Annotated in this window: 25 protein-coding genes; 16 read left to right on the top strand and 9 right to left on the bottom strand. The window is 70.5% G+C overall.

The features are described 5' to 3' along the window. The first annotated feature begins 239 nt into the window (after positions 1–239). Positions 240–1754: a sugar transferase gene (locus AB0I43_RS29075; RefSeq protein WP_357432956.1), complete on the top strand. Its 1515-nt coding sequence runs from the start codon at positions 240–242 to the stop codon at positions 1752–1754. A gap of 80 nt (positions 1755–1834) precedes the next feature. After that, positions 1835–2083 (top strand): hypothetical protein, encoded by a 249-nt coding sequence (locus tag AB0I43_RS29070; protein WP_356981119.1) that lies wholly within the window; start codon positions 1835–1837, stop codon positions 2081–2083. A gap of 145 nt (positions 2084–2228) precedes the next feature. Here AB0I43_RS29070 and AB0I43_RS29065 read toward each other — a convergent pair whose 3' ends face one another. Continuing rightward, complete coding sequence (locus AB0I43_RS29065; RefSeq protein ID WP_357432955.1) at positions 2229–3029, bottom strand: prolyl oligopeptidase family serine peptidase; 801 nt, start codon at positions 3027–3029, stop codon at positions 2229–2231. Positions 3030–3218: 189 nt separating this feature from the next. Between AB0I43_RS29065 and AB0I43_RS29060 the strand changes: the two genes are divergently transcribed. Further along, positions 3219–3890: a molybdopterin-dependent oxidoreductase gene (locus AB0I43_RS29060; protein ID WP_357432954.1), complete on the top strand. Its 672-nt coding sequence runs from the start codon at positions 3219–3221 to the stop codon at positions 3888–3890. 7 nt (positions 3891–3897) lie between these two features. On the opposite strand, the gene AB0I43_RS29055 is transcribed toward AB0I43_RS29060, so the two are convergent. Next, the gene (locus AB0I43_RS29055; protein ID WP_357432953.1) at positions 3898–4515 is read right to left on the bottom strand and encodes a TetR/AcrR family transcriptional regulator; all 618 of its coding nucleotides are present in this window, start codon (positions 4513–4515) and stop codon (positions 3898–3900) included. A 123-nt stretch (positions 4516–4638) separates the two neighbouring features. On the opposite strand from AB0I43_RS29055, the gene AB0I43_RS29050 reads away from it, so the two are divergent. From AB0I43_RS29050 to AB0I43_RS29040, 3 genes are all read left to right on the top strand, one after another. Further along, a complete protein-coding gene (locus tag AB0I43_RS29050; protein ID WP_357432952.1) occupies positions 4639–5238 on the top strand; it encodes an SRPBCC family protein in 600 nt (199 codons plus the stop codon). A 134-nt stretch (positions 5239–5372) separates the two neighbouring features. Further along, positions 5373–6830 (top strand): NAD(P)/FAD-dependent oxidoreductase, encoded by a 1458-nt coding sequence (locus AB0I43_RS29045; protein ID WP_357432951.1) that lies wholly within the window; start codon positions 5373–5375, stop codon positions 6828–6830. Between the two features lie 219 nt (positions 6831–7049). After that, on the top strand, positions 7050–8630 hold the full coding sequence (locus AB0I43_RS29040; RefSeq protein WP_357433041.1) for an ATP-binding cassette domain-containing protein: 1581 nt from the start codon (positions 7050–7052) through the stop codon (positions 8628–8630). 22 nt (positions 8631–8652) lie between these two features. Here AB0I43_RS29040 and AB0I43_RS29035 read toward each other — a convergent pair whose 3' ends face one another. After that, a complete protein-coding gene (locus AB0I43_RS29035) occupies positions 8653–9546 on the bottom strand; it encodes an alpha/beta fold hydrolase (RefSeq protein ID WP_357432950.1) in 894 nt (297 codons plus the stop codon). Positions 9547–9650: 104 nt separating this feature from the next. Next, positions 9651–11438, bottom strand: coding sequence for a hypothetical protein (locus AB0I43_RS29030; RefSeq protein WP_357433040.1), 1788 nt, complete (start codon positions 11436–11438; stop codon positions 9651–9653). 235 nt (positions 11439–11673) lie between these two features. Here AB0I43_RS29030 and AB0I43_RS29025 point away from each other — a divergent pair, with 235 nt between their 5' ends. The 4 genes from AB0I43_RS29025 (at position 11674) to AB0I43_RS29010 (ending at position 15431) form a co-directional block, all read left to right on the top strand. Further along, positions 11674–13053, top strand: coding sequence for an alpha/beta fold hydrolase (locus AB0I43_RS29025; RefSeq protein WP_357432949.1), 1380 nt, complete (start codon positions 11674–11676; stop codon positions 13051–13053). Positions 13054–13160: 107 nt separating this feature from the next. After that, positions 13161–14138, top strand: coding sequence for a hypothetical protein (locus tag AB0I43_RS29020; protein ID WP_357433039.1), 978 nt, complete (start codon positions 13161–13163; stop codon positions 14136–14138). A gap of 410 nt (positions 14139–14548) precedes the next feature. Next, a complete protein-coding gene (locus AB0I43_RS29015; protein ID WP_356981099.1) occupies positions 14549–15205 on the top strand; it encodes a HemK2/MTQ2 family protein methyltransferase in 657 nt (218 codons plus the stop codon). Further along, positions 15183–15431: a CDGSH iron-sulfur domain-containing protein gene (locus tag AB0I43_RS29010; RefSeq protein ID WP_356981097.1), complete on the top strand. Its 249-nt coding sequence runs from the start codon at positions 15183–15185 to the stop codon at positions 15429–15431. Before AB0I43_RS29015 ends, AB0I43_RS29010 begins: the two co-directional genes overlap by 23 nt. 1 nt (position 15432) lies before the next feature. On the opposite strand, the gene AB0I43_RS29005 is transcribed toward AB0I43_RS29010, so the two are convergent. Further along, entirely contained in the window at positions 15433–16440 is a 1008-nt protein-coding gene (locus tag AB0I43_RS29005) for an iron-containing redox enzyme family protein (protein WP_357432948.1), read from the bottom strand. Between the two features lie 49 nt (positions 16441–16489). Beyond that, entirely contained in the window at positions 16490–16726 is a 237-nt protein-coding gene (locus tag AB0I43_RS29000) for a hypothetical protein (protein ID WP_357432947.1), read from the bottom strand. Between the two features lie 18 nt (positions 16727–16744). Here AB0I43_RS29000 and AB0I43_RS28995 point away from each other — a divergent pair, with 18 nt between their 5' ends. Continuing rightward, entirely contained in the window at positions 16745–17401 is a 657-nt protein-coding gene (locus tag AB0I43_RS28995) for a hypothetical protein (RefSeq protein WP_356981092.1), read from the top strand. Between the two features lie 43 nt (positions 17402–17444). On the opposite strand, the gene AB0I43_RS28990 is transcribed toward AB0I43_RS28995, so the two are convergent. Further along, on the bottom strand, positions 17445–19376 hold the full coding sequence (locus AB0I43_RS28990) for an acyl-CoA dehydrogenase (protein WP_357432946.1): 1932 nt from the start codon (positions 19374–19376) through the stop codon (positions 17445–17447). Positions 19377–19503: 127 nt separating this feature from the next. Between AB0I43_RS28990 and AB0I43_RS28985 the strand changes: the two genes are divergently transcribed. From AB0I43_RS28985 to AB0I43_RS28975, 3 genes are read left to right on the top strand one after another with little or no spacing between them, the layout of a single operon-like run. Beyond that, on the top strand, positions 19504–20139 hold the full coding sequence (locus tag AB0I43_RS28985; protein ID WP_357432945.1) for a TetR family transcriptional regulator: 636 nt from the start codon (positions 19504–19506) through the stop codon (positions 20137–20139). Between the two features lie 8 nt (positions 20140–20147). Further along, complete coding sequence (locus tag AB0I43_RS28980) at positions 20148–21077, top strand: ABC transporter ATP-binding protein (RefSeq protein WP_357432944.1); 930 nt, start codon at positions 20148–20150, stop codon at positions 21075–21077. Then, positions 21074–22714 (top strand): ABC transporter permease, encoded by a 1641-nt coding sequence (locus tag AB0I43_RS28975; RefSeq protein ID WP_357432943.1) that lies wholly within the window; start codon positions 21074–21076, stop codon positions 22712–22714. Before AB0I43_RS28980 ends, AB0I43_RS28975 begins: the two co-directional genes overlap by 4 nt. 51 nt (positions 22715–22765) lie before the next feature. Here AB0I43_RS28975 and AB0I43_RS28970 read toward each other — a convergent pair whose 3' ends face one another. Next, positions 22766–23614, bottom strand: coding sequence for a TIGR03619 family F420-dependent LLM class oxidoreductase (locus AB0I43_RS28970; protein WP_357432942.1), 849 nt, complete (start codon positions 23612–23614; stop codon positions 22766–22768). A gap of 177 nt (positions 23615–23791) precedes the next feature. Between AB0I43_RS28970 and AB0I43_RS28965 the strand changes: the two genes are divergently transcribed. Together AB0I43_RS28965 and AB0I43_RS28960 are read left to right on the top strand one after the other, a co-directional pair. After that, positions 23792–25237 (top strand): threonine/serine exporter family protein, encoded by a 1446-nt coding sequence (locus AB0I43_RS28965; RefSeq protein WP_357433038.1) that lies wholly within the window; start codon positions 23792–23794, stop codon positions 25235–25237. Between the two features lie 119 nt (positions 25238–25356). Beyond that, on the top strand, positions 25357–26031 hold the full coding sequence (locus AB0I43_RS28960) for a biliverdin-producing heme oxygenase (RefSeq protein ID WP_357432941.1): 675 nt from the start codon (positions 25357–25359) through the stop codon (positions 26029–26031). A 1-nt stretch (position 26032) separates the two neighbouring features. Here the strand turns inward: AB0I43_RS28960 and AB0I43_RS28955 are convergent, their stop codons facing one another. Continuing rightward, the gene (locus tag AB0I43_RS28955; protein WP_356981080.1) at positions 26033–26368 is read right to left on the bottom strand and encodes a hypothetical protein; all 336 of its coding nucleotides are present in this window, start codon (positions 26366–26368) and stop codon (positions 26033–26035) included. Positions 26369–26410: the final 42 nt, after the last annotated feature.

Raw genomic sequence — 26410 nt, 5'->3', positions numbered from 1 at the left:
TTTTCCGGCGCGAAGATCACGGGTGAAAGGGGTTTGAAACCGACCGGCCGAATTTCGGCTATCCCGTGGAATACTCTGCGCCCCAGTTCAATCCATGGATGGACCCGATTGTGTTCTGTAACAATTACCGGTTGGCCGCCGAATGACCGAACACCCCGGGCGGTCGATGCTCGCCGCGGGGACCGATCGACGGAGATCGGGGGTGCCGAAAATTCTCTCCCAGGGGGAGGTGTGTGTTCATGAGCTTCGAGCTCACCGACGACGACGCTCTCGAGGCATCGAGACGCGCGCGGGCCGTGCCCCGTTCGGAACGGGAACGCTGGCAGGCCGAGTACATAAAACGCTTGGGTGCAACGGATTTCGGCGTCATCGTGGCCGCCGTGGGTCTGGCCCAGGTGATCCGGTTCGGCGGTCCGGTGGCCGAGCCGCTGGCCTGGCCGATGCCCTACGACATCGGCTACACCGTGGTCTCGGTGCTGCTGGCGCTGGCCTGGATGGTGTTCCTGTCCAGTCGCAACACGCGCTCGCCGCAGGTGGTCGGCAGCGGCACCGAGGAATACCGGCGGCTGGTGTCGGCGACTCTGCGGCTGTTCGGCCTGATCGCGATCCTGTCGCTGATCATGCATGTCGAATTCGCCCGGGGGTACCTGGCCATCGCGTTGCCGCTGGGCCTGTTCGGGCTGATGCTGAGCCGGCTGGGCTGGCGGGTGCACGCGCGCCGGCGGCGGCGCGAGTGCGGCGAGTACCTGGCCTCGGTGCTCGTCGTCGGTTCCCCGGAGGCGGCCAAGGCCATGGCGGCCGCGTTCTCCGAGGATCCGGCCTCGGGGTATCGCGTTGTCGGGGTGTGCATTCCGGACGGCCCGGCCTCCACCACGGAGTACGCGCTGGCCGCCTCGGGCCACCGCTTCTCGGTGGTGGGTGACGACCGGTCGGTACTCGAGGCGGTGCGGCACAGCCGGGCCGACACCGTGGCCGTCACCGCCACCGATTACCTCGGCCCCGCCGAATTGCGCCGCATGGCCTGGCAACTCGATCCGCTCGGCGTCGAGCTGATCGTCGCGCCCGGCGTCGTCGACATCGCCGGCACCCGGCTCACCAACCGCCTCGTCGCGGGCATGCCGATGCTGCACATCGCCAAGCCGCAATACGACCGCGCCAAGTCGACCGGCAAGGCGGTCTTCGACGTCTGCTTCGCGGGCGGCGTACTGCTGGCGATCCTGCCGGCGCTGCTCTGCATCGCCCTGCTGGTGAAGCTGACCAGCGCGGGCCCGGTGTTCTATCTTTCGGAGCGAATCGGCCGGGGCGGCAAGCCGTTCCAGATGATCAAGTTCCGCAGCATGTACGTCGGCGCCGACCGCGAAGCGGCGGCGCTGATCGCGCAGCAGGGCGTCAGCCCGCTCACCTGGAAAATGAAGGACGATCCGCGGATCACGCCGCTGGGCAAGGTGATCCGCAAGTTCAGCCTGGACGAGTTGCCGCAGTTCCTGAACGTGCTGCGCGGCGACATGAGCGTGGTCGGCCCGCGCCCGCAGGTGCAGCGCGAAGTCGACACCTACGACGGCGAGATGCGCCGGCGACTGCTGGTGAAACCGGGCATCACCGGGCTCTGGCAGGTCAGCGGCCGGTCGGATCTGAGCCCGGAGGATTCGGTCCGGCTCGACCTGTCCTACGTCGAGAACTGGTCGATGGTGCTGGATCTGCTGCTCATCGCCCGCACCATCGGCGCGGTGGCCAAGGGGGAGGGGGCGTACTGACCGTCTCGCGCGCTTGGATGCCGCGGGGGTGGGAAACCCGTCTTCGTACGTACGGCGCACGAGACCGAGGGAGACCGGCCATGTCGGAGACCAACAAGCGCAATCTCATCTACTTCGAGAACCCCACGATGCGTGGGCTGTACGACCGCATGGAGGAATGGCAGGAAGAGCACCAACGCCGGCTGCTCTCCATCAGCGTGCAGCAGGATCGCGACAACTACTGCGCCATCGCCCTGACCAACCCCACCGAAGTGGTGATCACCAGCGCCGACGGCCACAACCACGCGAACGTCAGCCGCTTCGGCATGCTCGCGGTCGACGCGCAGTAGGTAGCGCCGCTCCGCTCCGGCGACCTCGGGTCGCCGGAGCGGAATCGCGCAGGCCGTCCCTGTTGCACGGGGAGAGGCCCCGGGGCGGGCAGTATCGCCGGAGGTCCGGACCCGCTACTCGATACAGCGAGCGGTCTCAGGCGGGCTAGCGGGTGAACCAGGCCGTGAGAATGTCGTCGACGGCCTTGGCGTGGGGGAGTTGCGGTGCCGGATCGATGCCGGGTTCGTCGGCGAGGGGGTGCGCCAAGTCGGGGACCGTGGTGAGGTCGGCGGTGGCGCCGTGGGAGCGCAGGGCGGTGACGAGATCGGCGGCGTCGGTGCGGAATTCGGGAGCGTCCTGTTCGCCGCTGACGACCAGCAGCGGGGCGCGATCACCGATCTCGCCGGCGCGGGCGACGAAGTCGAGGCGGTCGGCGACCGTGTGGGCGTCGGCGTCCCAGGGGTAGGGGCGTTCGGTGAACCGCTCGATCAGGGCTACCGTCGAGCGTGCTCGGATCGCCGGGTTGACGAGGGCGACAGCGCGCACCGGCAGCTCGGCGCGGGCCAGGGTCAGCAGGGCGACGCCGCCACCGAGCGAGCCGCCGAGCAGGCTGACCGGGGTGTCGTCGAGGGGCAGTTGGGTGCGCAGTTCGGCCAGTGCGGCCGGGAACTCGTCGGCCGCGCTGCTGATCATGAAATCGGCGTAGGCGCGCAGCGGGTCCCGGTGCACGCGTTCGAGGCCGGCGTCCATGGTGCCGTTCACCATGCGCGCGCCGCACAGCGGCATGCCCAGGTACACCCGCCAGGCCGGGACGCCGGTCAGCGGCAGCGCCGCGGCGAAGGCCGCGTCCGAGCGCGGCGCGTCGAGCATGTGCCAGGCCACCAGCAGTGGGGCGGGCCCGTCGACGCCCTCGGGTGGTAGTGCGGTGAAGGGGACGCCCGCGGCCGTTCCGGTGATCGGTTCCATGGTCCGGATCGTAGGGGCGCGGAACCGGCGGCGGTGCGATCTCTGCTCTGGGTGAAATCGCGTGTGGGCGCGGCGGCACCACTCGCAGGGCGAGATGCGCTGCGTCACACCGTGTCCCGAGCCCTGTTGGGCGTCATGGACGCGGCGTAGGCTCTCTTTTATACGGTACCGTATAGAAGGAGAATCGGCATGACACTTCCTCCGGGCCAGCGCGCGGTCGAGGGATTCCCGCGCTTCGGCACCCACCTGCACCACCCGCCGCCCGCGGTCCCCGCCGATCACGCCCTCGAGTTCGGGGGAGCGCTGACCGAGGGTTTCCGGCTGTCCCTGGCCGAGCTGGCCGCGCTGCCGCACCGGGAGCTGCGCGCCGATTTCCACTGTGTCGCCGGATGGTCGGCCACCGATCTGCGGTGGGAGGGCGTGCCGTTCGGCGACCTCTATCGAACCCGGATCGAGCCGCTGCTCGCCCCCGGCGCCGTGATCAGTCACGTGATCTTCGAAGGGCTGGACCATTTCCAATCGATCGTCGCGCTCGAGGACGCCCTGAACGCCGACGTCCTCCTCGCCGACCGGCTGGACGGCCGCCCGCTCGACAGCGACCACGGCGACCCGGTCCGGCTGGTCAGTCCCGGCCAGTACGGCTTCATGAACACCAAACACCTGGCCCGCATCGAGTTTCGCACCACCGAACCGCCGAATCCGGACCGCTGGTCGCCGATCGCGGGTCACGCCCGGGCGCGGGTCTGGTCCGAAGAACGTCACCGCTACCTGCCCGGTCGCGCGGTGCGGCCGGTCTATCGCTGGCTGATCGCGCCGATTCGCACGCTCAGCGCGCGCGGCAGCCGCACCGGCGGCCGCTGAACCGGCGCTACAGCCGGGCCACTTCGTCGTCGAAGAGCTGTGCGGGGTCGAAGCCCATGCCGGTGAAGTGGCCCGCCAGTTCCAGGGACAGCACACCGTGCACGCGGGTCCAGAAGGTCAATGCGCGGTGCAGGGCGGCGGCCGAGGTGGCCGCGGGGGTGTATCCGGCGAGGTGTGTCTCGAAAGGCGTTGCGGGCCTGGCCGGTAGCGCGCTGTGCGCCGCGAGTAGCACGGTCATGATCTCGTTCGAGATCGCGGTGGTGTCCGCGGGCGCGTGGTAGCCGGGGACCGGCGTGCCGTAGATCAGGAAGTATCGCTGCGGATCGGCCAGCGCCCAGGCGCGCACGGTGCGGGCGAGTCCGGCGACGTCCGCGCCGCCCTCGAAGGCGGACCGCACGGCGTCGGCCAGGTCGCGATAGGCGTCACGGATCAACTCGGTGATCAACTCGTCGCGGCCCGCGAAATACCGGTAGAGGGCGGGTCCGCTCATGCCGACCTGCTTGGCGATGGCGTTGAGCGACAGCGACGCCGCGCCCGCCTCGGCGATCTGCGCCCAGGCACGTTCCTTGATCTCCGCGCGCATCTGCTCGCGATAGCGCTCGCGCGGACTCTTCGTGCCCGTCATCGGCATCTCCTCTTGCTCGCGGCCGGTGCTGTTAGAGGTTATCACTTTCCCTATTGACTCTAACGATCAGTGCGTTATAGATTCTAACCAAAGCAATAAGCGCTAACTGATCGGAGAGAAGTCATGAATATGCGCCGCGCCGCCCTGCTCGGTCTCGCCCTGACCGCCGGCATCCTCGGCACGTCCACCGCACCGGCGCTGGCCGGCGGTCCGGACGCGGCCCCGCTCAGCTGCGGCGGCCAGACCATCGACACCGCGGCACCCATCCACTACCGCACCGAGGCGCTGATCAAGGCTCCGCTGCAGACCATCTGGAAGTTGCAGACCGACGTCGAGAACTGGCCCGCCTGGCAGCCGCCGGTCACCAGCGCGCAGCGCCTGGATTCCGGTCCGCTGCGCCCGGATTCGAGCTTCCGCTGGACCACCCCGGTGCCCGCCACCGCCACCACTCCCGCGACCACCCTCGAGATCACCTCCACCGTCCATCAGGTCGAGGAGGAGCGCTGCCTGCGCTGGACCGGTCCGGCGCGCGGCGACGGCCTGGGCATCGACACCGGCACCCATGTCTGGACCTTCACCCCCGTCGCCGACGGCGTCCTGGTCCGCACCGAGGAGAACTGGTCCGGCGCACAGGTGGAAGCCGACGTCGCCACCTCCACCCAGTTCCTCGGCATGGGCCTGGACGCTTGGCTGACCAACCTGCGCGTGGCGGCCGAACGCTGAGCGGCGGTGGGGCCGATCACGCCGGGCCCCGAACGCCGTGTCCCGGGCGCGGATCCGCCGCCGCGCGGCTACGGTTCCTAGGCCGAGTCCCGTGCTCCCGGCCCGGCCACCGACCCGACGACGAAAGTGAAGCCATGTCCGACAAGGAAACTCGCACCTACGACGTCATCGTCCTCGGCGCCGGACCGGTCGGTGAGAACGTCGCCGACCGCACCCGCGCCGCCGGACTGAGCACCGTCATCGTGGAATCGGAACTGGTGGGCGGTGAATGCTCGTACTGGGCGTGCGAGCCGAGCAAGGCGCTGCTGCGCCCGGGGCTGCTCTACCGAGAGGCCGCCGGATTCCCGGGCGTCGCCTCCGCGGTGACCGGGCCGCTGGACGCGAGCGCGGTCCTCGCGCACCGCGATCGCATGGTCTCGGACTGGGACGATCAGGGCCAGGTCGACTGGCTGAACTCCGCGAAGATCGAATTGCTGCGCGGGCACGGCCGCCTCGACGGCCCGCGCCGGGTCGCCGTCCGCACGCCGGACGGCGACACCGTCCACCTGACCGCGCGGCACGCGGTCGCCGTGTGCACCGGCACCACCGCGGCGCTGCCCGACCTGCCAGGTCTGGCCGAGGTGCGGCCCTGGACCAGCCGCGAGGCCACCAGCGCGCACCGGGTTCCGGGCCGGCTCGCCATCCTGGGCGCGGGCGTCGTCGCCACCGAAATGGCCGCGGCCTGGCAGGCTTTGGGCGCGCAGGTCACCCTGATCGCCCGGCAGTCGCGGCTGCTGGGCCGGGTGGAATCCTTCGCCGCGGACCTGGTCGCCGAACGGCTGCGCGCGGCGGGCGTCGAGTTCCGCTTCGGCACCACCATCGCCGCCGCCGCCCGCCCCGGCGGACCCGAGGGCGAGATCCGGCTCACCCTCGCCGACGGCAGCGACCTGGTCGCCGACGAACTGCTGCTCGCCACCGGCCGCGCACCCCGCACCGCGGCGGCCGGGCTCGACACCGTCGGCCTGACGCCGGGCGAGTGGCTCGCGGTCGACGACAGCTACACCGTCACCGGCGTCGACGGCGACTGGCTCTACGCGGTCGGCGACGTGAATCACCGTGCGCTGCTGACCCATCAGGGCAAGTATCAGGCCCGCATCGCCGGCGCGGTGATCGCGGCCCGCGCCGCCGGGCAGAGCCTGGACACCGCGCGCTGGGGCCGCCACACCGGCACCGCCGACCTGGAGGCGGTGCCGCAGGTCGTGTTCACCGATCCGGAGGTCACCGCCGTCGGCCTGACCACCGAGGACGCGGCGCGCGCGGGCCGGGAGGTGCACGTGGTCGACTACGAGATCGGCCAGGTCGCCGGCGCGAGTCAGTACGACCCGGACTATCGCGGTCGGGCCCGGGTGCTGATCGATCCGAGCCGCCAGGTGATCGTGGGCGCCACCTTCGCCGGACGCGGCGTGGCGGAGTTGCTGCACTCGGCGACCATCGCGGTCACCGGCGAGGTGCCGATCGATCGCCTCTGGCACGCCGTCCCGTCGTTCCCGACCATCAGCGAGGTCTGGCTGCGGCTCCTGGAAACCTATCGTGACCAGCGGCACTCGTCGTGAGCCGGTGCGCCGGTGCTACGGTGGTGCGGTGATCATGGAGGAAGTCGACAGACTCTAGCCGCCCAGTCGAAGGCGGCCTATCGATCATTCATCGAGTTATCCGAGGCTTTTTCGCGCCTTCGTCTGGCTCCGCACAGTTGCTGATCCTCGCGCCCGTCCGTGGCGCGGTACTTGCGGCCCGCTCGTTCGCGAGCAGGAAAGAGTCGACGAACCATGTCCATGAACGCTGCCATCACCCTGCGGAACCTGTCTTTCGAATGGCCGGACGGGAGCCCGGTGCTCACCGCGGTCGACGGCACCCTGAACACCGGGCGCACCGGCCTGATCGGCCACAACGGCGCCGGGAAATCCACGCTGCTACGGCTGATCGCCGGGCTGCTGACCCCCACCGCGGGCCGGATCGAGACCGCCGGCGAGGTGGGCTACCTGCCGCAGACGCTGACCCTGCGGCAGGACGAGACCGTGGCCCAATTGCTCGGTATCGCAGCAAAGCTCGCGGCGCTGCGCGCGATCGAAGTCGGTGCGACCGACCCGGCGCACTTCGAGACGATCGGCGACGACTGGGACATCGAAGCCCGCGCCGCCGAGGCGCTGCACGAAATCGGTTTCGGCGCAGCCGATCTCGACCGTCGCGTCGCCGAACTCTCCGGCGGGGAGGCGATGCTCGTCGCCACCACCGGGCTGCGGCTCGCGCGGCGGCCGATCACCCTGCTGGACGAGCCCACCAACAACCTCGATCGCGACACCCGGGCCGAGCTGGCCCGGCTGGTGGACTCCTGGCCCGGCACGCTGGTCGTGGTGAGTCACGATCTGGAAGTGCTCGAGCACATGGACGCCACCGCGGACCTGCACGGCGGCGCGCTGGAGGTGTTCGGCGGTCCCTACAGCGCGTGGCGCGCGCACGTCGACCGGGAGCAGGCGGCCGCCGCTCAGGCGGCGCGCACCGCCGAGCAGGCGTTGAAGGTCGAGAAGCGCCAGCGGATCGAGGCCGAGACCAAGCTCGCCCGGCGCGAACGCACGGCCCGCGCCACCCAGCAGCACGGCGGCATCCCGCGGATTCTGGCGGGCAACCGAGCCAGCCGGGCGCAGGCGTCGGCCGGGGCGATGCGCTCCACACTCGACGCGAAAGTCGGTGCGGCCCAGGAGATGTTGTCCGCAGCGGAGGCGCGGATGCGCCGCGAGGAACACATCCGCCTGGAGCTGCCGGACCCGCAGGTGCCCAGCGGTCGCCGCATCGCGGAACTGCGCTCCGGTGATCGCGCCTTCGTGATCCAGGGGCCGGAACGAGTCGCGCTGGTCGGCGCCAACGGATCCGGCAAGTCGACGCTGCTCGAGCAACTGCTGCGCGGCGACCCGGAGCGCGGTGCGCTGCTGACCGATCGGGTCGGGTACCTGCCGCAGCGATTGGACGGTCTCGACGAGCGGGCCGGCGCGCTCGACAATGTGCGCGCGGTGGCCGCGGCCACACCGCCCGGCGACCTCCGTAATCAGCTGGCCCGGCTGCTGCTGCGCGGCAGTGCCGTCGAACGGCCGGTGTCGACGCTGTCCGGCGGGGAACGCTTCCGAGTCTGCCTGGCCCGCCTGCTGTTCGCCGATCCGCCCGCGCAGCTGCTGATCCTCGACGAACCGACCAACAACCTCGACGTCGCCAGTGTCGATCAGCTCGTCGAAGCCCTGGCCGGCTATCGCGGCGCGCTGCTGATCGTCAGTCACGACTATCCGTTCCTGCGCCGGATCGGCGTCGAGACCGTGCTCGAGCTACAACCCGGCGGCCTGCTGCACCGGATCGAATCGCTTTAGGCGAGAAACGCTTTCGGCCGGATCAGGCCAGGCGGTCGAGCAGTTCGGCCAGTTCGCGGGCGCGGAAGACCACGTCGATGTGCCCGGCCTCCAGGCTGTGCACGTCGAACCGGTTGTCCGGGGTGAGCTGGTCGGCGTCCTCGATCATCTTCGTCGCCAGCGCGGGGGAGATGACATTGTCCTGGGTCAGGCGGAAATAGGTGCGCGGGATGCGGCCCCAGGTGGCGGCCTCGACGCGGCCGTCGGCGGCGCTCGTCTGGGCGCCGTCCTCGGGCTGCATCCCGTAGTTGAGCAGGGTGCGCAGCTGATCCAGCGTGCCGCCGGGCATCTGGGTGCGGCGGAAGTCCTCCAGCGCCAGGGGATCCGCCGAACGCAGGTTGAACCGGATGACGCCGCGCGAGAGCGGTTCCATGCCGAGGAACAGCGAGTGCGCCTGGCTGGGGACCGGAACGTCCTTCAGCGCCTCCGGCGTCTGGCTCAGCGCCATGGCGCTCGGCGCCGCCGCGGTGGACGGGCAGAACGCGGACAGATAGACGATCCGGTCCACCTGCTCGGGGATGGCGTTGCCGACCAGACCCGCCGTGACGCCGCCGAGGCTGTGCGCGACCAGGATGACCGGGCCGTGACGGCGGGCCCGGCGCACCGCCTCGACGACGTGAGCGACGTTGTCCTGCACCGTGATCGCGCCCAGCGGCGAGGGCTCGGCGCTGAACGCGGCCAGGTCCTGGGCCTGATAGGACTGCGGAATCGAGGCTTCGAGCCCGTGCCCCGGCAGGTCCAGCGGCAGGCTGCGGTGACCGAGCAGGGCCAGCTCACGGACCACCGGCGTCCAGTAGAAACCGTTGCTGGTCAAGCCGTGGACGAACACGAAGGTGGGAGCGCCGGTGGCGGGCAGGCGGCGATCAGGATCGGACACGAATCCCCCAGGGGAGAGAACGATTGACGCTGGGCCCGGTACCGCGCCCCACGATAGCCGACGGGTCCGGCCGCGGAACCGAATCGCCGATAATCACCGACCCGCTAGCGAGCGCTGGTCCGGAACGGTTCGGTCGGTGCTCCGAGATTCGGTGTGCCCAAAAGAGATTCGGAGGAGAGCGCATAGATGCCGTCGTTGGTCAGCAGCCAGACCAGCTTGCGGTCGTACTCGACGTACACGCCGTGCGTCGGGTTGCTGCGCGCCCAGTCCTCGGTCTCCGGGCCGAACGTGGGCGGAGCGAAGTACCCGGCGATCTTCGGATCTCGCGGGTCCGACACATCGAAGAACTGGGCTCCGGCGTTGTAGAAGTCGTAGATCAGCAGGCCGTCGCGCGGGTCGCCGGGGGAGGTGTAGTAGCCGCTGCGCTTGGGGCCGAAACTACCGCCGCGCTGGCAGAAATCGGTCACTTTCGCCTCCGCCGGCGGCGTCGGCCGGGGCAGCCGGTCGACGATCCGCGGCGCGGCGGGATCGGAGGCGTCGATCTGGAAGATGTCCTTGTAAGGCTCGTAGCAATCCTCCGACAGCGGATAGCCGCTGAGATAGACCATGCCCGTGCGTTCGAACTGCGAGACATCGACATTGTCGGCCTCGGTGCCCGACACCGACATCGGGATGTCGAGATGGCCGACCTCACGCAGATTCGACGGATCGGAGATGTCCAGGATCGACAGGCCGAAACCGCCCATCGCCGCGAAACCGTATTTGCCGCCCTGCTCGATCGGCGTCGGGATGTAGAGCGGATTGCGCGACCCCATCCACGAGGTCCGGTTGCCGCAGCGCGGATTGGCGCGGTAGGCCGCCTCCTCGCCGCGCACCATGCCCTCGCGATGCCAGGTGTCGAGCAGGCGCGGCCGCGCCGGATCGGCCATGTCCCAGGCCTGGAAACCGTTGGCGTAGAGGTAGGTCGGGTACTCCTGCGACGACCAGTCGTCGCTGGGCGCGGTCGAGAGGAACATGTACCGGCCGCCGTCCCAGTGCGGCACGTCCAGCGAGCCCGAGCCCTGCTGCGGCTTGCCGAAGTCCGGCGCGAGCGGGTCCCGCTGGGTCTCGTCGGTGCTGACCGTGGCCAGCAGTTCCCAATCCCGTTTGCGCGGGCCGTTGAGTTTGTAGACCTTGAAACCCTTGAGCTGGGTGTCGGCGCGCGCGGCGGCCACCCCGGCGGCGGCACTGTACTTGCTGTGCTCGGGGGTGTCGCCCAGCCAGAACGGGACCTGGCGGCGCATCTCGAAACTCTGGACCATGATGTAACCGCCGTAGCGCTCGCTCCACTGGATCGTCGAGGCGCCCCAGAAATCGCCTGCGGCCCAGTCTTTTCCGGCGACGGCCTCATCGTTGCCGGTGACCCCGGTCAGATCCGAGCGGGACAGCGATTCCACGACCTGTACGTTCCGGACATCGGTGATGTCGTAGACCCGGGCCTCGCTGCGGTCGTACTGGAACATGTAGCGGCGGCCGTCGAAGTCGACGATGTTCTGCCAGGAATGGAACGGGTCCGGCGTGAACCGCTGACCCGGGTAGTGCGCCTCGACGGTCACGTTCGCGGACTTGTAGGTGTTCGGGTCATAGCCGCCGGTCGCGGGAAACAGGTCCTCGCCGCCGCCGGGGAACGGGTGCTGCTCCTCCTCGTTGACGTAGGTCGACGACGGATGCAGGAACGACCCGTCGTTCTGCATGCCGTAGGAACCGGGATCCACCGCCGAGGGCCGGCGGTCGGCGCACGCCATCGCGATGTTCGCGTCGCCTGCGGTCGCGCGGTCCTCGGTCATCCGGGCGACCACGACGCCGCCTGCCACGGCGACCACTACCAGTCCCGCTGCCCATCCTTTTCGCATTCTCACGACAACGAGTCTGGTCGGCGGTGACCTGCGAAAACTCCTCCCGCGGGCCCCCGCTGCGCGCCGGAATCCGGCCGCGAGGCTCTTGCCGCGGCGCCGACGGGATGCTAGGAGCCCGGCGTGGGCGCGCGAACTCGCCACCCTCGGATGCCATACTGCGGGGCGCTGATGGCGCGGCACTCACCGCGTGCAGACCGTTGAGGGGAATGGGATGCGTTTTCGAGTCTGGGCCGTGATCGCAGTCCTCGCGTCGGCCGGAGTGACCGGTGCGCCGGCGTCGGCCGAACCCGAGGCCGGGTTGCGCTGGGGTCCGTGCCCGGAGGAGGCCCGCGCCACCGCCGCGGAATGCGCCGAAGTGTCGGTGCCGCTGCACTATTCGGACCCCGGGGGCGCGCGGATTCCGCTGACGATCAGCCGGATCGCGGCCGCCGGCCCGGCGCGCGGCGTGCTCTTCGGCAACCCCGGCGGACCCGGCGGTGACGCGCTCGGCTTCTGGACACAGCTGAACCAGCGGGTGCCGCAGTTGCGCGCCGCGCAGTTCGATCAGGTCGCGGTGCAGCCGCGCGGCCTGCGCTGGTCGCAGCCGCTGGACTGTTCCTCGCCGCTCGACGGCCTCCCGCTGACCTTCCAGCTGACCTGCGACAGCCACCACCCCGGCTACGCGCGCACCATCACCACCGAGAACATGGCCCGCGACCTGGACCAGGTGCGCCTGGCGCTGGGGGTGGAGCGCGTCAGCTTCCTGGGCGTGTCCTGGGGTACCTACCTCGGCGCCGTGTACGCGACCCTGTTCCCCCAGCACACCGACAAACTGGTGCTCGACTCCAATGTCGACCCGGATCGGCGCTGGGCCGAACAGTTCGCGCAGATCCCGGCGGGAGTGTCGCGCCGGCTGGCGGAATTCACGGAATGGGCTGCCACACAGGACGGCAGCTACGGCCTGGGCGACACGGCCGCGGCCGTCCGCGACCAGTGGAACCGGCAGGTCGCCGCGCAGGGCGGCGGCATGGACGCGCCGACCCTGGCCGCGACCACCTTCGCCGCCTACTCCCGCAACTCCTGGCCCTACCTCGCCCAGGGCATGCGCGAGTATCGCGACGACCCGAGCCGGACCCGCTTCCTGGACTTCCTGGCCAAGCCCGCCCTCGCCGCGCACGCCACCTCGGGGTGGACCCGCGACGCCGTCGAATGCAACGAGGACGGCCGCGTCGACGGCCTCGCCCTGCTGCACAGTCTCGCCACCCTCGGCGGCACCGACCCCTACGTCCAGCAGGAATCGCTGCTGCGCACCGGCGCCGCCTGCCTCGGCTGGCCGGGCACCACGGCGCGGATCCGGGTCGACGGCAGCGCGCTGGCCGTGCGCCCGCTGCTGGTGCAGAGCCACCACGACCCCGCCACCCAGGCGAGCGGCGCGGTCGCCCTGGCCGCCGCGACGGGTGGCACCGTCCTCTGGGTCGACGGCGGCGACCACGCCCAGTTCGGCCGCCGCAATCCCACCGTCGACGACACCGTCCTGGAGTACCTCCGCTCCGGAACCGTCGCCCACACCACCGCGCCCGAACCCCCGCTCATCACGCCGAGCCCCCCGGCCGAGGTCCCGGCGGGGCGCTGAGGAGTAGGCCGAAAGTCCCGGGCGGATCAGGACCATCGGCCGATGCCGGGAGGGTGCCCGGCCCGGCACGATGGGTCCGTATCCCCGATGCGGAAGGACGGCCGGTGATGGAGGGCGCTAACCCCGGGTTCGACATGATCAGGGCGGCGATCGGGCTGGCGCAGCGAGCGCCCTCGGTACACAATTCGCAGCCGTGGCGCTGGCAGTGGATGAACGACGAACTGCATCTCTACGCCGATACGGCCCGGCATCTGTCGGCCACGGATCCGCAGCAACGGGCCATGGTCCTCAGCTGCGGCACGGTACTGCACCACATGCAGGTGGCGCTGTACGCCCTGGGCTGGAGCAGCGCGGTGGAGCGGCTGCCCGATCCCGAGGTGCCCGAGCATCTCGCACGCCTGCGGCTGGCTCCCCGCGAACCCACCGCGGCCGATATCGACATGGCCGCCGCCATGCTGAATCGGCGCAGCGACCGCCGCCGATTCCGCTGGGGCGAGGTCCCCGATTTCTATCTCCGGGCCGCCGCGCAATTCGGCACGCGTTTCGGCGCGACCGTGTCGACGGTGTCGCGCACGGACCATCCCGCGCTCAGCGCGCTGATCCGCCGGGCCGCGCGGCAGCACGAGGAGGATGTGCTCTACCAGATCGAACTCGCCGAGTGGAGCGGTCGCCGCGGGGCGCGCGAGGGCGTACCTGCTCGTAACACCGCCGCCGTGCACGCCGACGACGCCCTGCCCGGCCGCGCGTTCATGGACCCGGTCCTGCTCGATCCCACCGCCGCCCCGGACGCCGCGACCTGGCTCATGATCTCGACCATCGCCGACGATCGCTCGGCGCAACTGCGCGCGGGCGAGACCCTGAGCGCACTGCTGCTCGCCGCCACCGACCTCGGCCTCGCGACGTGCATCCAGACCGAACCACTCGGCCTGCCCGAACTGCGCGAGGAGATCCGGTTCGAGATGTGCGACGGCTCCTACCCGCAGGTGATGGTCCGCGCGGGTCTGACCACGCACGCGGCCCCGCTGCCGGAGACGCCGCGGCGTCGGCCCGAGGACGTCCTGGCCTACGCGCTGCCGCAATCCTGACCGCGCAGCGCCGTGACCACGTGAAGCGGGTTGTGGACCGGCGTCGGCACTGCGGCGGTCATGGTGGCGGCGGGCTTCGCCGGAATCCACAAGCCACGGCCGCGGCCCGCCAGCGCGGCCGGCTGCTCGGCGGCACTGCCGAGATCCGACACAACGTCGCCGAGGCGCGCGGGAACACGGAGGTGGCTGCGCGTGAGTAACAGGTATGCGGTGCGTCACTCGAGGTTGGGAATCCAGGCCCGCAGATCCCCGGACGGTGTCGAACAATTCAGCACGTCCTGGGCAACCACCGGTCCGGACCAATCGCCCGCCCTGACCGGTGTCGGAGCGCGGTCGTTCGCCCAGTTCGCCGCGCCGATGGTCCCTGCCCGGAATGTTTCGATCTTGCGGTCCGCGGTATCCCGCGTCCGATGCGACTCCTACGTGCGCCGGGCGTATACCGCCCGCAAACCGACACCTGGCTGCTGGCCCGGGCGGCCGCCGATGTCACCTGGCCCGGCGACGCGCGAGTCCTGGACCCGTGCACCGGCACCGGTGCGCTCGCCCTGACCGCCGCGCGCGCGGGCGCGGCGCAGGTCGCCGCCGTCGACGTCTCACGGCGTGCGCTCCTGAGCGCCCGCGCCAACAGCTGGCTGCACGGCCTGCCGATCGAGCTGATCCACGGCGACTTCGCCCAGGTGCTGCAAGGCCGGACCTTCGACGTCGTGCTCGCCAATCCGCCCTATGTGCCCAGCGCCGGCCCGGTGCCGACCCGCGGTGCGGCTCGGGCCTGGGACGCGGGCTGTGACGGGCGGGCGATCCTGGATCAGCTCTGTGCGGCGCTGCCCGATCTGCTGGCGCCCGGCGGTGTCGCGCTGATCGTGCAGTCCGAGCTGTGCGGCTCCGAGCACACGCTGCGCCTGCTGCGCGAGAACGGCCTGAAGGCGGCGATCGTCGACCGCGAGACGATTCGCTTCGGCCCGGTCTTGCGCAGGCGCGCATCATGGTTGGAGGCGGCCGGTTTCATTCCGGCGGGCTGCCGCGACGAGGAACTGGTGGTGATCCGTGCGGACCACATCGAACGCTGAAACCGCCTCAGGGCCGGAATCCGCTGTCGCCGAACGAGACCGGCGGCGCGTCACCCTCGTGGCGGGCGGACCCGCGCTGATCGAGGGTCCGGTCGAACTGGTCACCGAGGACGGCGCCGTGCACACGTCCGACCGCTTCCTGGTGGCCGTGTGCATGTGCAAGCGCAGCAAGACTTTTCCGTTCTGCGACACCAGTCACCGCAAGCGTGTCCGCGCCGTGGAGTAGCTCAGGCGGCGGGCAGTTCCCGCCGCAGCGAACTGCGGCCCTGCCGCCAGCTCCGTTCCAGCACGTGCTCGCCGAAGCGATCGCCGAGCAGGTTGGCCGCCTGGATGCCGAAGACCACCGACTCGGTCAGCTCCGGTTCCGCGGCCAGCAGCGCGCCGACGACATCGCGGCGCAGCACCTGCTCGTGCACGGCGTCGGCCTCGACGTGCTCGCTGTAGAACCGGACGCAGGCCGGATCCGCGCCCAGCCGCTCCAGCGCCTGCACCATGCGCCGGGAGCCCGGCGGTGAGGTGATCTCCACCTGCGCGAACTGCCCGACCAGCGCGCCGCGCAACGCCCGGTGCAGGCCGAACAGCGACATCATGTTCACCTCGGCCAGCATCGGCGCGGGCACCACGTCCAGGTAGCGCAGATAGCCGCGATCCAGCCCCGCCCCGGCCAGGAGATCGCCGAACAGCCGGGCGTGCACCCGCTCGCCCCGGCCGCCGCCGAACTCATCGAACTCGACGGCCACCACCGCGGCCTTGGCCTGACCGTGCAGGCGCGGGATCACCCAGGCCTGCGGGTCGGCCTCCTTGTGGTGGAAGATCGACCGGTGTGCGAAGTATTCGCGCAGCTGCCACCACTCGCCGTCGGTCAGCAGATACTGGCTCAGCCCCGTCGGCTCGAGCGGTTCGACCAGGAGCTGATCGAGTTCGGCATCGATGTCGTCGCCCCCGGGAACCGCCTCGCGCAGCGCGGCCAGAAACGGCCGCTCCAGCTCCGCCCGCAGGCGCAGCAGCTCGGGATCCCACTCCCAGCCCGGGTGCACGGCCTCGAAGCCGCGGTAGTGCAACTCGTAGCAGGTGTGCAGCGCGAGCTGGAGATCCTCGCCGAAGGGATCCGCGGCCACGCCGCCCGGCAGGGCGGCCGTGCCCGGCTCCCCGCGCAGGGCGGCCACCACCGCGTCGGACAGGTCACCGCGCGGTTCCGGGAGATAGGACAGAGCCGTATCGCTGAGGCCGGTCATGATCAAGGGGTACCCCCTCGGCGAGGGTTAATCCAGCTCGGCCCGGAAACTAGCCACGCCGGAACAAGCGCCGCAGGCGCGCCCGCAGATCCTTCGCCTCGGCGACCGGCGCGGCCTCGGCGGCCTCGGCCTGCGCGGCCGTGGCCTGCGCGTATCGCACGTGCAGCTGCTCACGAACCTGGTCCGGGGTGTAGGCGCGGCGGCGGCGCTCGGCCCGCACAACCACCACCCCGGTCGCGACGACGCCGGCCGCACCCGCCAAACCCACTGCCTTCCACCACCTCATACCGCCTAGGCTACGGGCATGACGGGGACGAGCATCAGCCTGGACCACGCGCTCGAGCTGACGAGAACCGGCGACATCTGGCTGTTCCGTGGGCATTCGACGGCCGACCGGGCGATCCGGATGACGACGAACAGCCCGGTGAACCACGTCGGCATGTCGGTCGTGCTGGACGACATGCCGGCGCTGATCTGGCACGCCGAACTGGGCCAGTCGCTGCCGGACATGTGGACCGGCGGCAAGCACCGCGGCGTCCAGCTGCACAACCTGCGCGACGCCGTGCTGGTGTGGGCGCATCGCTACGGGCAGCGGGCCTGGCTGCGCCAATTGAACCGTCCCGCAACGCAGGAGATGGAGGACGGCCTGCTGCGCACCATCGCCCGGCTGGACGGCACGCCGTTTCCCTCGACCGCGGGCCTGGCCGGGCGCTGGCTGGTGGGCCGGGCGCGCATCCCGCGCCGCCGCGCCCGCCAGGCCGAAGCCCGGCAGCTCGAAAGCGCCTACTGCGCCGAGATCGTCGCCGCGACCTACCAGGCGATGGATCTGCTGCCCGCGAACCGCAGCCCCAATTGGTATGACCCGGGCCGATTCTGGAGCGGCGACGAGTTGCGCCTGGGCAACGGCTACGAGCTCGGCGGCGAGATCGAGGTGCGCACCCCGCCCCCGGAAAGCGCGTGACCGCACCGCCCGGAGGCGGTGCGGTCACGAAATCGGTTCCGGCTCAGTCGCGTTCGTAGACGCTCGCGTCACTCAGCATCGCCGACCGCAGCATGACCTCGGGCACGCCGAGCGCCTCGATCATGGTCAGTGCGTGCGGGCGCAGCCGGTCGACCAGTTCGTTCACGCCGCGGCGCACCGCCTTGGCCCGCTCCACGGACATGAAGCGGTGGATGATGAACCAGGCCGAATGCTCCTCCAGCAGGGAGTAGACGTACAGGTCGCAGACGTCTTCGGCGAGCGCGCGGGCCGCCGGATCCTCGATGTCGGCGATGCCCTCGATGAACGCCTCCAGCACCAGCCGGTCGATGTGCGCGGTGCCGGCGGTGAGGATGTGGTCCTGGGCATTGTTGAACGCCTCGAACGGGTCGGTGTCCTTGGCCCGTGCCCGCAGCCGGTGCGCGGCAGTGCGCACCAGGTAATCCTCGCGGTCGGCGAACAGCTTGAGCTGCACCGAGCGGCGGGACAGATCGGCCTCGTCCACGGTTTCCGCGCTGCGGTCGCTCAGTGTCTGGATCATCTGGCGCACGCCGGAGCGCTTGCGCACCACGTCACCGGCCATGGTGGCGGCGAAGCGCACCCAGCCCAGCGCGTCCAGATCGCGGACCTCGTCGGAGTAGGAGGTGAGCAGTTCCTTGGCCACCAGCTGGGTGAGCACCACGTTGTCGCCCTCGAACGTGGTGAACACATCGGTGTCGGCCTTCAGCGTGACCAGGCGGTTCTCGGTGAGATAGCCCGCGCCGCCGCAGGCTTCGCGGCACTCCTGGATGGCGGTGGTGGCGTGCCTGGTCTGCGCGACCTTGAGGCCGGCGGCCCGCTTCTCCAGCGCGCGCTGGGCGCTGGGATCCAAATCCTGACCCGTCTGCACCAGATGCATGCGGCGCACCAGATCGTTCTGCGCGAACGCCAGCGCCCAGGACTTCGCGACCAGCGGCAGCAGTCGGCGCTGGTGGCTGCGGTAATCCAGCAGCAGCGTTTCCTTGCCGGTGTCGGGGTCGGAGAACTGGCGGCGCTCGAGGGCGTAGCGCACCGCGATGCTCAGCGCGACGCGCGCGCCCGCCGCGGCGGCTCCGCCGACGCTGACGCGCCCGCGCACGAGCGTGCCCAGCGTGGTGAAGAAGCGGCGGCTCGGGTTCTCGATCTCGGAGCTGTAGGTGCCGTCGGGGGCCACGTCGGCGTAACGGTTGAGCAGGTTCTCGCGCGGAATCCGCACCTGATCGAAGACGATGCGGCCGTTGTCCACTCCGAGCAGCCCGCCCTTGAGGCCGTCGTCGATGGTGGTGACGCCCGGCAGGTCGGCGCCCTGTTCGTCGCGGATCGGCACCAGCAGGCAGTGCACGCCGCGGTTCTCGCCGCCGGTGATCAGCTGCGCGAAAACCGCTGCCATGCGGGCGTGTTCGGCCGCACCGCCGATGTAGTCCTTGCGCGCCGACGGGGTCGGGGTGTGGATCACGAATTCCTGGGTGGCCGGATCGTAGGTGGCGGTGGTCTCCAGGTTCGCCACGTCGCTGCCGTGCCCGGACTCGGTCATGGCGAAGCAGCCCAGCAGGTCCAGCGAGAGCAGGCGGGTGATGTGGTCGCGGTGGCGCTCGGTGCCGAGGTTCTCCACCGCGCCGCCGAACAGGCCCCACTGCACGCCCGCCTTCACCCACAGCGACAGGTCGGCGTAGGCAAGCATCTCCAGGCCGGTGACGGCCGCGCCGGGTTCGCTGGTGCCGCCGTTCTCCCGGCGGAAGCCGCGCTCGGCCAGGCCCAGGCCCGAGATCACCTTCATCTGGTCCAGGACGCGGGCGCGGGCGGCTTTGTAATCGAGGTAGGGATCGCCGGTGAACCGTTCGTCGGCGAGCTGGAGCCGGGCTTCTTCCCGGACCGCCGCCCAGGGCCCGTCGAGGGCCGCGCGTAGGTGATCTGCCGTCTTTTCGCCGCCGTCTGTCATGACTCCGACATTAGCCCCGCTTCGGACAGATATTCACGATGAAACCCTTGTCACACATTGAACACGTGTTTAGTATATTGAACATGTGTTTAGCCAACAGCCCGTTCCGCAAAGATCCGCCGCTCGCATGACCGCCTCGGACTTGTCGACGGCCGCCCGCATCCGCGACGCGGCGATCGAGGTCTTCGGTGATCAGGGCTTCGCCGTCGGTGTCCGCGCCATCGCCGCCGCCGCCGGTGTCTCGCCCGGTTTGGTGAATCACCACTTCGGTTCCAAGGAGGGCCTGCGCGCCGTCTGCGACGACCGGGTGCTGGAACTGATCCGCGACAAGAAGGTCCAGACCATCACCGCCGAGAACGTCGGCAAGGGCATGCTCGCCGCCCTGGCCGAGGTCGAGGAATACGGCCCGCTGGTCGCCTACATGGTGCGCAGTCTGCAAGCCGGCGGCCCGCTGGCCGCGTCGCTGTTCGAGCACATGGTGTCCGACGCCGACGCCTACATCCAGGCCGGCGTGGAGACGGGCACGATCAAGCCCAGCCGCGACCCGGCCGCCCGTGCCCGCTACCTGATGCTGCTCAACGTCGGCGCCACCGTGCTCTGGATGCAGATGCGCGAGCAGCGCGGCGAGAAGCGCGACTACCGCAAAGCCATTCGTGAGCTCACCGAAGAGCTCACCCCACCCGCCCTCGAGTTCTACACCCAGGGCCTGCTCACCGATCCCAGTCTGCTGGAGACGGTGCTCCCACCAAAACCTGAAAAATAGGAGGACCGATGTCCGAGGTCATCGAAGTCCACGATCTGGTCAAGACCTTCGGTCACGTCACCGCCCTCGACGGCCTGAATCTCTCGGTCGCCGAAGGGGAAATCCACGGTTTCCTCGGCCCCAACGGGGCCGGAAAGTCCACCACCCTCCGGGCGCTGCTCGGCATCCTGCGCGCCACCTCCGGGCAGGCCCGGCTCTTCGGCCGCGACCCCTGGGCCGACGCCGTCGCGCTGCATCGTGACATCGCCTACGTCCCGGGCGATGTCACGCTCTGGCCGTCGCTCTCGGGCGGCGAGACCATCGATCTGATGGCCCGCATGCGCGGCGGGATCAACACCGAGCGCCGCGCGGAGCTGATCGAACGCTTCGACCTGGATCCGAAGAAGAAGGCGCGCACCTACTCCAAGGGCAACCGGCAGAAGGTCGCGCTGGTCTCCGCGTTCGCCTCCGACGTCCCGCTGCTGCTGCTCGACGAGCCGACCTCGGGCCTGGATCCGTTGATGGAGCAGGTCTTCCGGGAATGCACCCGGGAGGCGCAGCAGCGCGGCAGCACCGTGCTGCTGTCCAGCCACATCCTCTCCGAGGTCGAGGTGCTCTGCGATCGGGTGACCATCATCCGCGCGGGCCGGACCGTGGAGAGCGGGTCGCTGGCCGACATGCGGCATCTGTCGCGCACCTCGATCACCGCCGAATTGCTAGGCGACCCGGGCGATCTCGGTCGTATCCCGGGCGTCGAGGACATCGAGCGCGACGGTTCGACACTGCGCTGCCAGGTCGACGGGGAACACCTGGGCGAGCTGATCCGGGTGCTCGGCGACACCGGCGTGCGCAGCCTGACCAGCGCGCCGCCGACGCTGGAGGAGCTGTTCCTGCGGCACTACCACGTCGACGGCGAAGCGCCGGCCGGCCGCACCTCCGGAGAGAAGGTGCGCGCATGAGCACCGCCGTCGCCGAACGCCCTGCCGCCCCGGCCTTTTCCGGTGGCTCCTCCGATCTGGCGGGCACCGGCAAACTGCTGCGCCTGTATCTGCGCCGGGACCGCGTCGTGCTGCCGCTGTGGTCGGTGCTGTTCGGTCTGCTGCCGCTGTTCTATCTGACCAGCACCGAGGCGGCCTACGAGGGCAAGCCGGGGGAGGTGCAGAGGTACGCCGACAGCATCGACAGCAGTCCGGCGCTGCAGGCCATGTACGGCCCGCTCTTCGGCCACGGGATGGACACGGTCGCGCTGTGGAAGGCGGGGCCGTTCTTCGCGATGATCGCCATCGCCACCATCCTCACCGTCATCCGGCACACCCGGGTGGAGGAGGACACCGGCCGGGCCGAATTCCTCGGCGCGACCAGCGTCGGCCGCTACGCGGGCCTGACCGCGGCCCTGCTGATGACGTCCGCTGGGTGCGTGGTCACCGGCGTGCTCTGCGCGCTCACGCTGCGCTCCGGTGATGTCAGCACCGCGGGCTCGGTGGCCTTCGCCGCCACGCTGGCCGGTTCCGGCCTGGCCTGGGCCGGGTTCGCCGCGCTGGCCGTGCAATTGGGCAGTAGCGCCCGCATCGCGCGCGGCATCGCACTGGGCACGCTCGCCGGAGCCTTCGCCGTGCGCGCCATCGGTGACGCCGGAAACGGTGTGCTGTCCTGGCTCTCGCCGCTGGGCTGGTGTATCCAGGTTCGTCCGATCGCCGAGATCCGCTGGTGGGCACTGCTTCCGGTGCTGGCGTTCGGTGTGGTGAGCGTGGCTCTCGGCTACGCGCTGCTGCGCCGCCGCGATCTGGGCTCCGGCTTGGTCGCCGAACGGCCGGGCCCGGCGGCCGTGGCGCCCGCGCTCGCGGGTGCGCTGGGGCTGGCCTGGCGTTTGCAGCGCGGTTCGCTGCTGGCCTGGGCGGTCGGCTTCCTGCTCTACGGCCTGCTGATGGGCGGCGTGGTCAACGGCATCGGCGACATGATGGACGAGGGCACCAATATCGCCGACATCGTCACCAAGGCCGGCGGCAGCGACATTCTGCAGGACGCGTTCGTCACGCTCGGCACGACCATGCTCGCGCTGGCGGCCGCGGCCTACACGATCTCCGCGACGCTGCGCCTGCACGACGAGGAGTCCAGTCAGCGAGCCGAGACCCTGCTCGCCGGATCGGTCGGACGGGTGCGCTACGCGGTGAGCCACCTCGGTTTCGCGCTGCTGGGCGCCGCGGGGCTGATGCTGATCGCGGCGACGAGCATGGGCGTGGTCTACGGCATCATGGCCGGTGACGTCGCGGGCAAGCTCGGCGACACACTCGGCGCGGCGCTGGTCAACGTGCCCGCGGTCTGGGTGGTCACCGGCATTGCCGTGGCGATCTACGGTCTCGCGCCGCGGTTCACCCCGGTGGTCTGGGGCGTGCTCAGCGCCATGCTGGTCCTCTACTTCCTCGGCGCGCTGGACGACAGCCTGCCCGGCTGGCTGGTGGACTTGGTCCCGTTCACGCACTCGCCGAAGTTGCCGGGCGGCGACTTCGCCGCGCAGCCGATCCTGTGGCTGCTCGGCATCGCGGCGGCGCTGCTGGCCACCGGCCTGATCGCCTTCCGCAGGCGCGATCTGCGCTGAACGCGCGACACCGCCCGGGCCCCGCGAGGTCCGGGCGGTGTCGGGAGTTCGTCAGGAACCCAGGCCGAGCTTGCCCGCGAGCTTGCCGAGATAGCCGCGCACCACGTCGGCGTCGCGGTCGGGCATGCCGAAGACCACCTCGGTGACGCCGAGGTCTGCCCACTGCGCGAGCTGCTCGGCATTGTGCGGACCGGCAAGGGCGATGATCTCGGGGGAGCCGGTGCGGCCCTGCTCGTTCCAGATGCGGTGCAGCAGTTCGATCTTGCCGCTCAGCTCGCCCTCGGTCGGGGTGGTGATCCAGCCGTCGGCGTTCTTGGCCAGCCAGGTGAACGACTTCTCGCCGCCGGCCGCGCCCAGGTGCACCGGGATCGTCTTCTGCAGCGGCTTGGGCCACGACCAGCTCGGCCCGAAGTTCACGAAGTCGCCGGCGAAGCTGGCTTCCTCGGTGGTCCAGATGGCGCGCATCGCGTCCAGGTGTTCGCGCAGCACGGTGCGGCGCTTGCCGGCGGGCACGCCGTGGTGGGCCAGCTCGTCGGTGTTCCAGCCGAACCCGACGCCCAGGTTGACCCGGCCGCCGGACAGGAAGTCCAGCGAGGCAAGGGTTTTCGCGAGCGTGATCGGGTGGTGCTCGGCGGGCAGCGCGACCGCGGTGGACAGCGTGATCCGCTCGGTCACCGCGGCGGCGGTGGCCAGCGCGACCCAGGGATCCAGGGTGCGCAGGTAGCGGTCGTCGGGCAGGGTGGCGTCGCCGGTGGTGGGGTGCGCGGCGGCCCGCACGACCGGAATGTGCGTGTGTTCGGGAACGTAGAACGAATCGAAACCTGCACGTTCCGCGGTCGCCGCCGCGTCCGCGGGGGTGATCCCTCGATCACTGGTGAACAACACGATTCCGTACCGCACGTAGGCGCTCCCATCTCCAAAACTGAAACAAGTTCTACCACGGTTGTCGGTTCGGGTGCACGCCTTCGACTACCTTCGATGCTCATGGGTTTGGAAATGGCCTCGGGAGGAGAGGAACTACAGGTGCCGGCCGACCGGAGAGGCTGGCGTAACCGATTGCGGCCGCGCCGCGCTCACATTCCGGTGGTGAGCCAGGCGGTCGGCGTGCTCGTCGGCGACAGACAGGCGACGGTCGACACGATCGTGGCCGCGCCGACGCCGCTGCAGCCGATCGATCTCACCGACGACGCCCGGGTGGCCGAGGTGCTCGATCTGGCCGTCCGCGTGGGCGAGGTGGTGCTGGCCTCGGGCACCGGCGTGATGGACACGACCAATCAGGTGCGGTTCATCGCCGCCACCTACGGCCTGGCGCGCTGCGACGTCGATGTCACCTACGACGCCATCCGCATCTGGGCCGATCGCGGGCCGATGCTGCCCCCGGCCAGCAGCATGCGCGTGGTGCGGCAGCGTTCGCTGGATTTCACCCGCCTGGCCGCGGTCGACCGGCTCACCCGGCGCATCCGCACCCAGGTGGTGCCGCCCGAGGACGCCCGCGCCGCCCTGGACGACATCACCAGGGCCGATCATCCCTACCACCGCTGGACGGCCACCCTGGGCTGGTCGCTGCTGGCCGCCTCGATCGCCGCGCTGCTCGGCGGCAACCTGCTGGTGGCCGCGGTCAGCTTCCTGGCGACGGCCGCGATCGACCGGACCAACCGAGTACTCAACCGATTCGGCCTGCCGTTCTTCTTCCAGCACATGGTCGGCGGCGCGATCGCCGCGGCGCCGGCGATCCTGCTGGCGACCATCGCCGAACCGCTCGGCATCTCCACCAATCCCACCCTGATCATCGCGGCCGGAATCACCGTGCTGCTGTCGGGTCTGCAACTGTTCGGCGCGGTGCAGGACGCGATCACCGGCGCACCGATCACCGCCACCGCGCGCATGCTCGAGGTGGTGATGATGACCGGCGGCATCATCGCGGGCATCGCGCTCGCCCTGCGCCTGGGCGAGGCGCTGGGCGCGACGGTGCCCTCGATCGATCTCACGGCCGGACGCGACATCACCGACCTGCCGGTCAAGATCCTGGCGGGTGCCGTTGCGGCGCTGGCGTTCTCGCTGGCCTGCTACGCGGAGCGGCGCGCGCTGGCGGCGGCCGCGCTCGGCGGCGCGGCGGGCATCATCGTCTACCTGGCGGTGCAGTACATCGGGTTCGGCGCGGTGGTGTCCTCCGGTGTCGCCGCGACGGTGGTCGGCCTGGCCGGTGGTCTGATGGCGCGCCGGGCGCTGACGCCACCCCTGGTCGTCGCGCTCGCGGGCATCACCCCGCTGCTGCCCGGCTTGAGCGTCTATCGCGGCCTGTACGGGTTGCTCAACGATCAGCTGATCCTCGGGCTGAATCAACTGATCGGCGCGTTCGGCGTCGGCTGCGCGCTGGCCGCCGGGGTGACGCTGGGCGAGTGGTTCGACCGCACCCAGTTGCGCCCGCAGATCCTGAGCCGCTTCGGGGCGCTGCGCCGTCCGATCGTGGTGCGCGTCGCGCGCCGCCCGCGCCGGGCGCGGCGCGGGCCGTCCGCCCAATGATCGAAGCGATTCCACCGAAAGTTGGATTCCGGTGACGGCGCCGAGTCGGTATGGTCGAGTGAGTTAGGGTAACCAAAGTCGGTTGCCGCGGCGGTAGGTGATCGGTGAGGTGGTTCGTGGTGCAGCAGGAAGTTTCCGAGACAGAGCCGTTTTCGGCCCAGATCCGGAGCGCGACCGCGGTCCAGCACGAGCAGGCCGAGAACGCCTCGTTCATCAGCGACATGCTCGGCGGCGGGCTGCCGATCGATTCCTACCACCGCTACACCGGCCAGCTGTGGTTCGTCTACCGCGCGCTGGAGGCCCGCTGGGACACCCTGGCCGACGATCCGATCGCCGGCCCGTTCATCCGCCCGGAGCTGGCCCGCACCGCCGAGCTGGAACGCGATCTCTCGGCGCTGATCGGCCCGCACTGGCGCGACGAGGTCGAGGCGCTGCCCGCCACGGCCGCCTACGCGGCCCGGATCGACGAGTGCGCGCGCGAGTGGCCCGCCGGATACGTCGCCCACCACTACACCCGCTATCTCGGTGATCTGTCCGGCGGGCAGGTCATCCGCGGCACCGCGGAAAAGCTGTGGGATCTGCCGCGCCGCGGTGACGGCGTGCGCTTCTACGTCTTCGACGGCATCAGCAATCCGGCGGCGTTCAAGCGCGAATACCGTTCGCTGCTGGACGAACTCCCGCTGGACGACCTGGACCGCCGCCGCGCCCTGGACGAGGCCCAGCGCGCGTTCGCGATGAACACCGCGATGTTCGTGGAGCTGGCCGCCGAATTCCCGGCCCGCAAGCCCTCCTGATTCAGTACTGGGTGCGCCACTCCCGGCGGCGGGCTTCCCGCGCCGCCGAGAAGGCGGCGCGCTCGTCGGCGCGATAACGGCCGGTGCCGGTGCTGCCCAGCAGCATCGCGCCCTGCCGGCGCGGCCCGCGCCGGGCCAGCCGCTCGCGCGCTTCGCGCCGCTCGGCCACCGCGCGCTCGTGCCGGATGACGTACACCAGCCGGGCCGCGGCGACGACCAGCAGGATCAGCACCGCGTAGGTGAACACATCGCGCACCGCCTGGATCAGGCTTCCCGCGAGCAGCAAGAACATGAACACCCCGGCCACCACGGCCCACCACGGCGTCTTCCCAGACATATAACGCTCCTCTCCCGCATCCACCGTACGTGCGGGAGAGCC

Origin of the sequence: Nocardia sp. NPDC050435 (assembly GCF_040655395.1) — a bacterium.
In the GTDB taxonomy this organism is placed as follows: Bacteria; Actinomycetota; Actinomycetes; order Mycobacteriales; family Mycobacteriaceae; genus Nocardia.
Note: the sequence above shows the minus strand (reverse complement) of the source record. Positions and strands in the feature narration are given on the sequence as shown.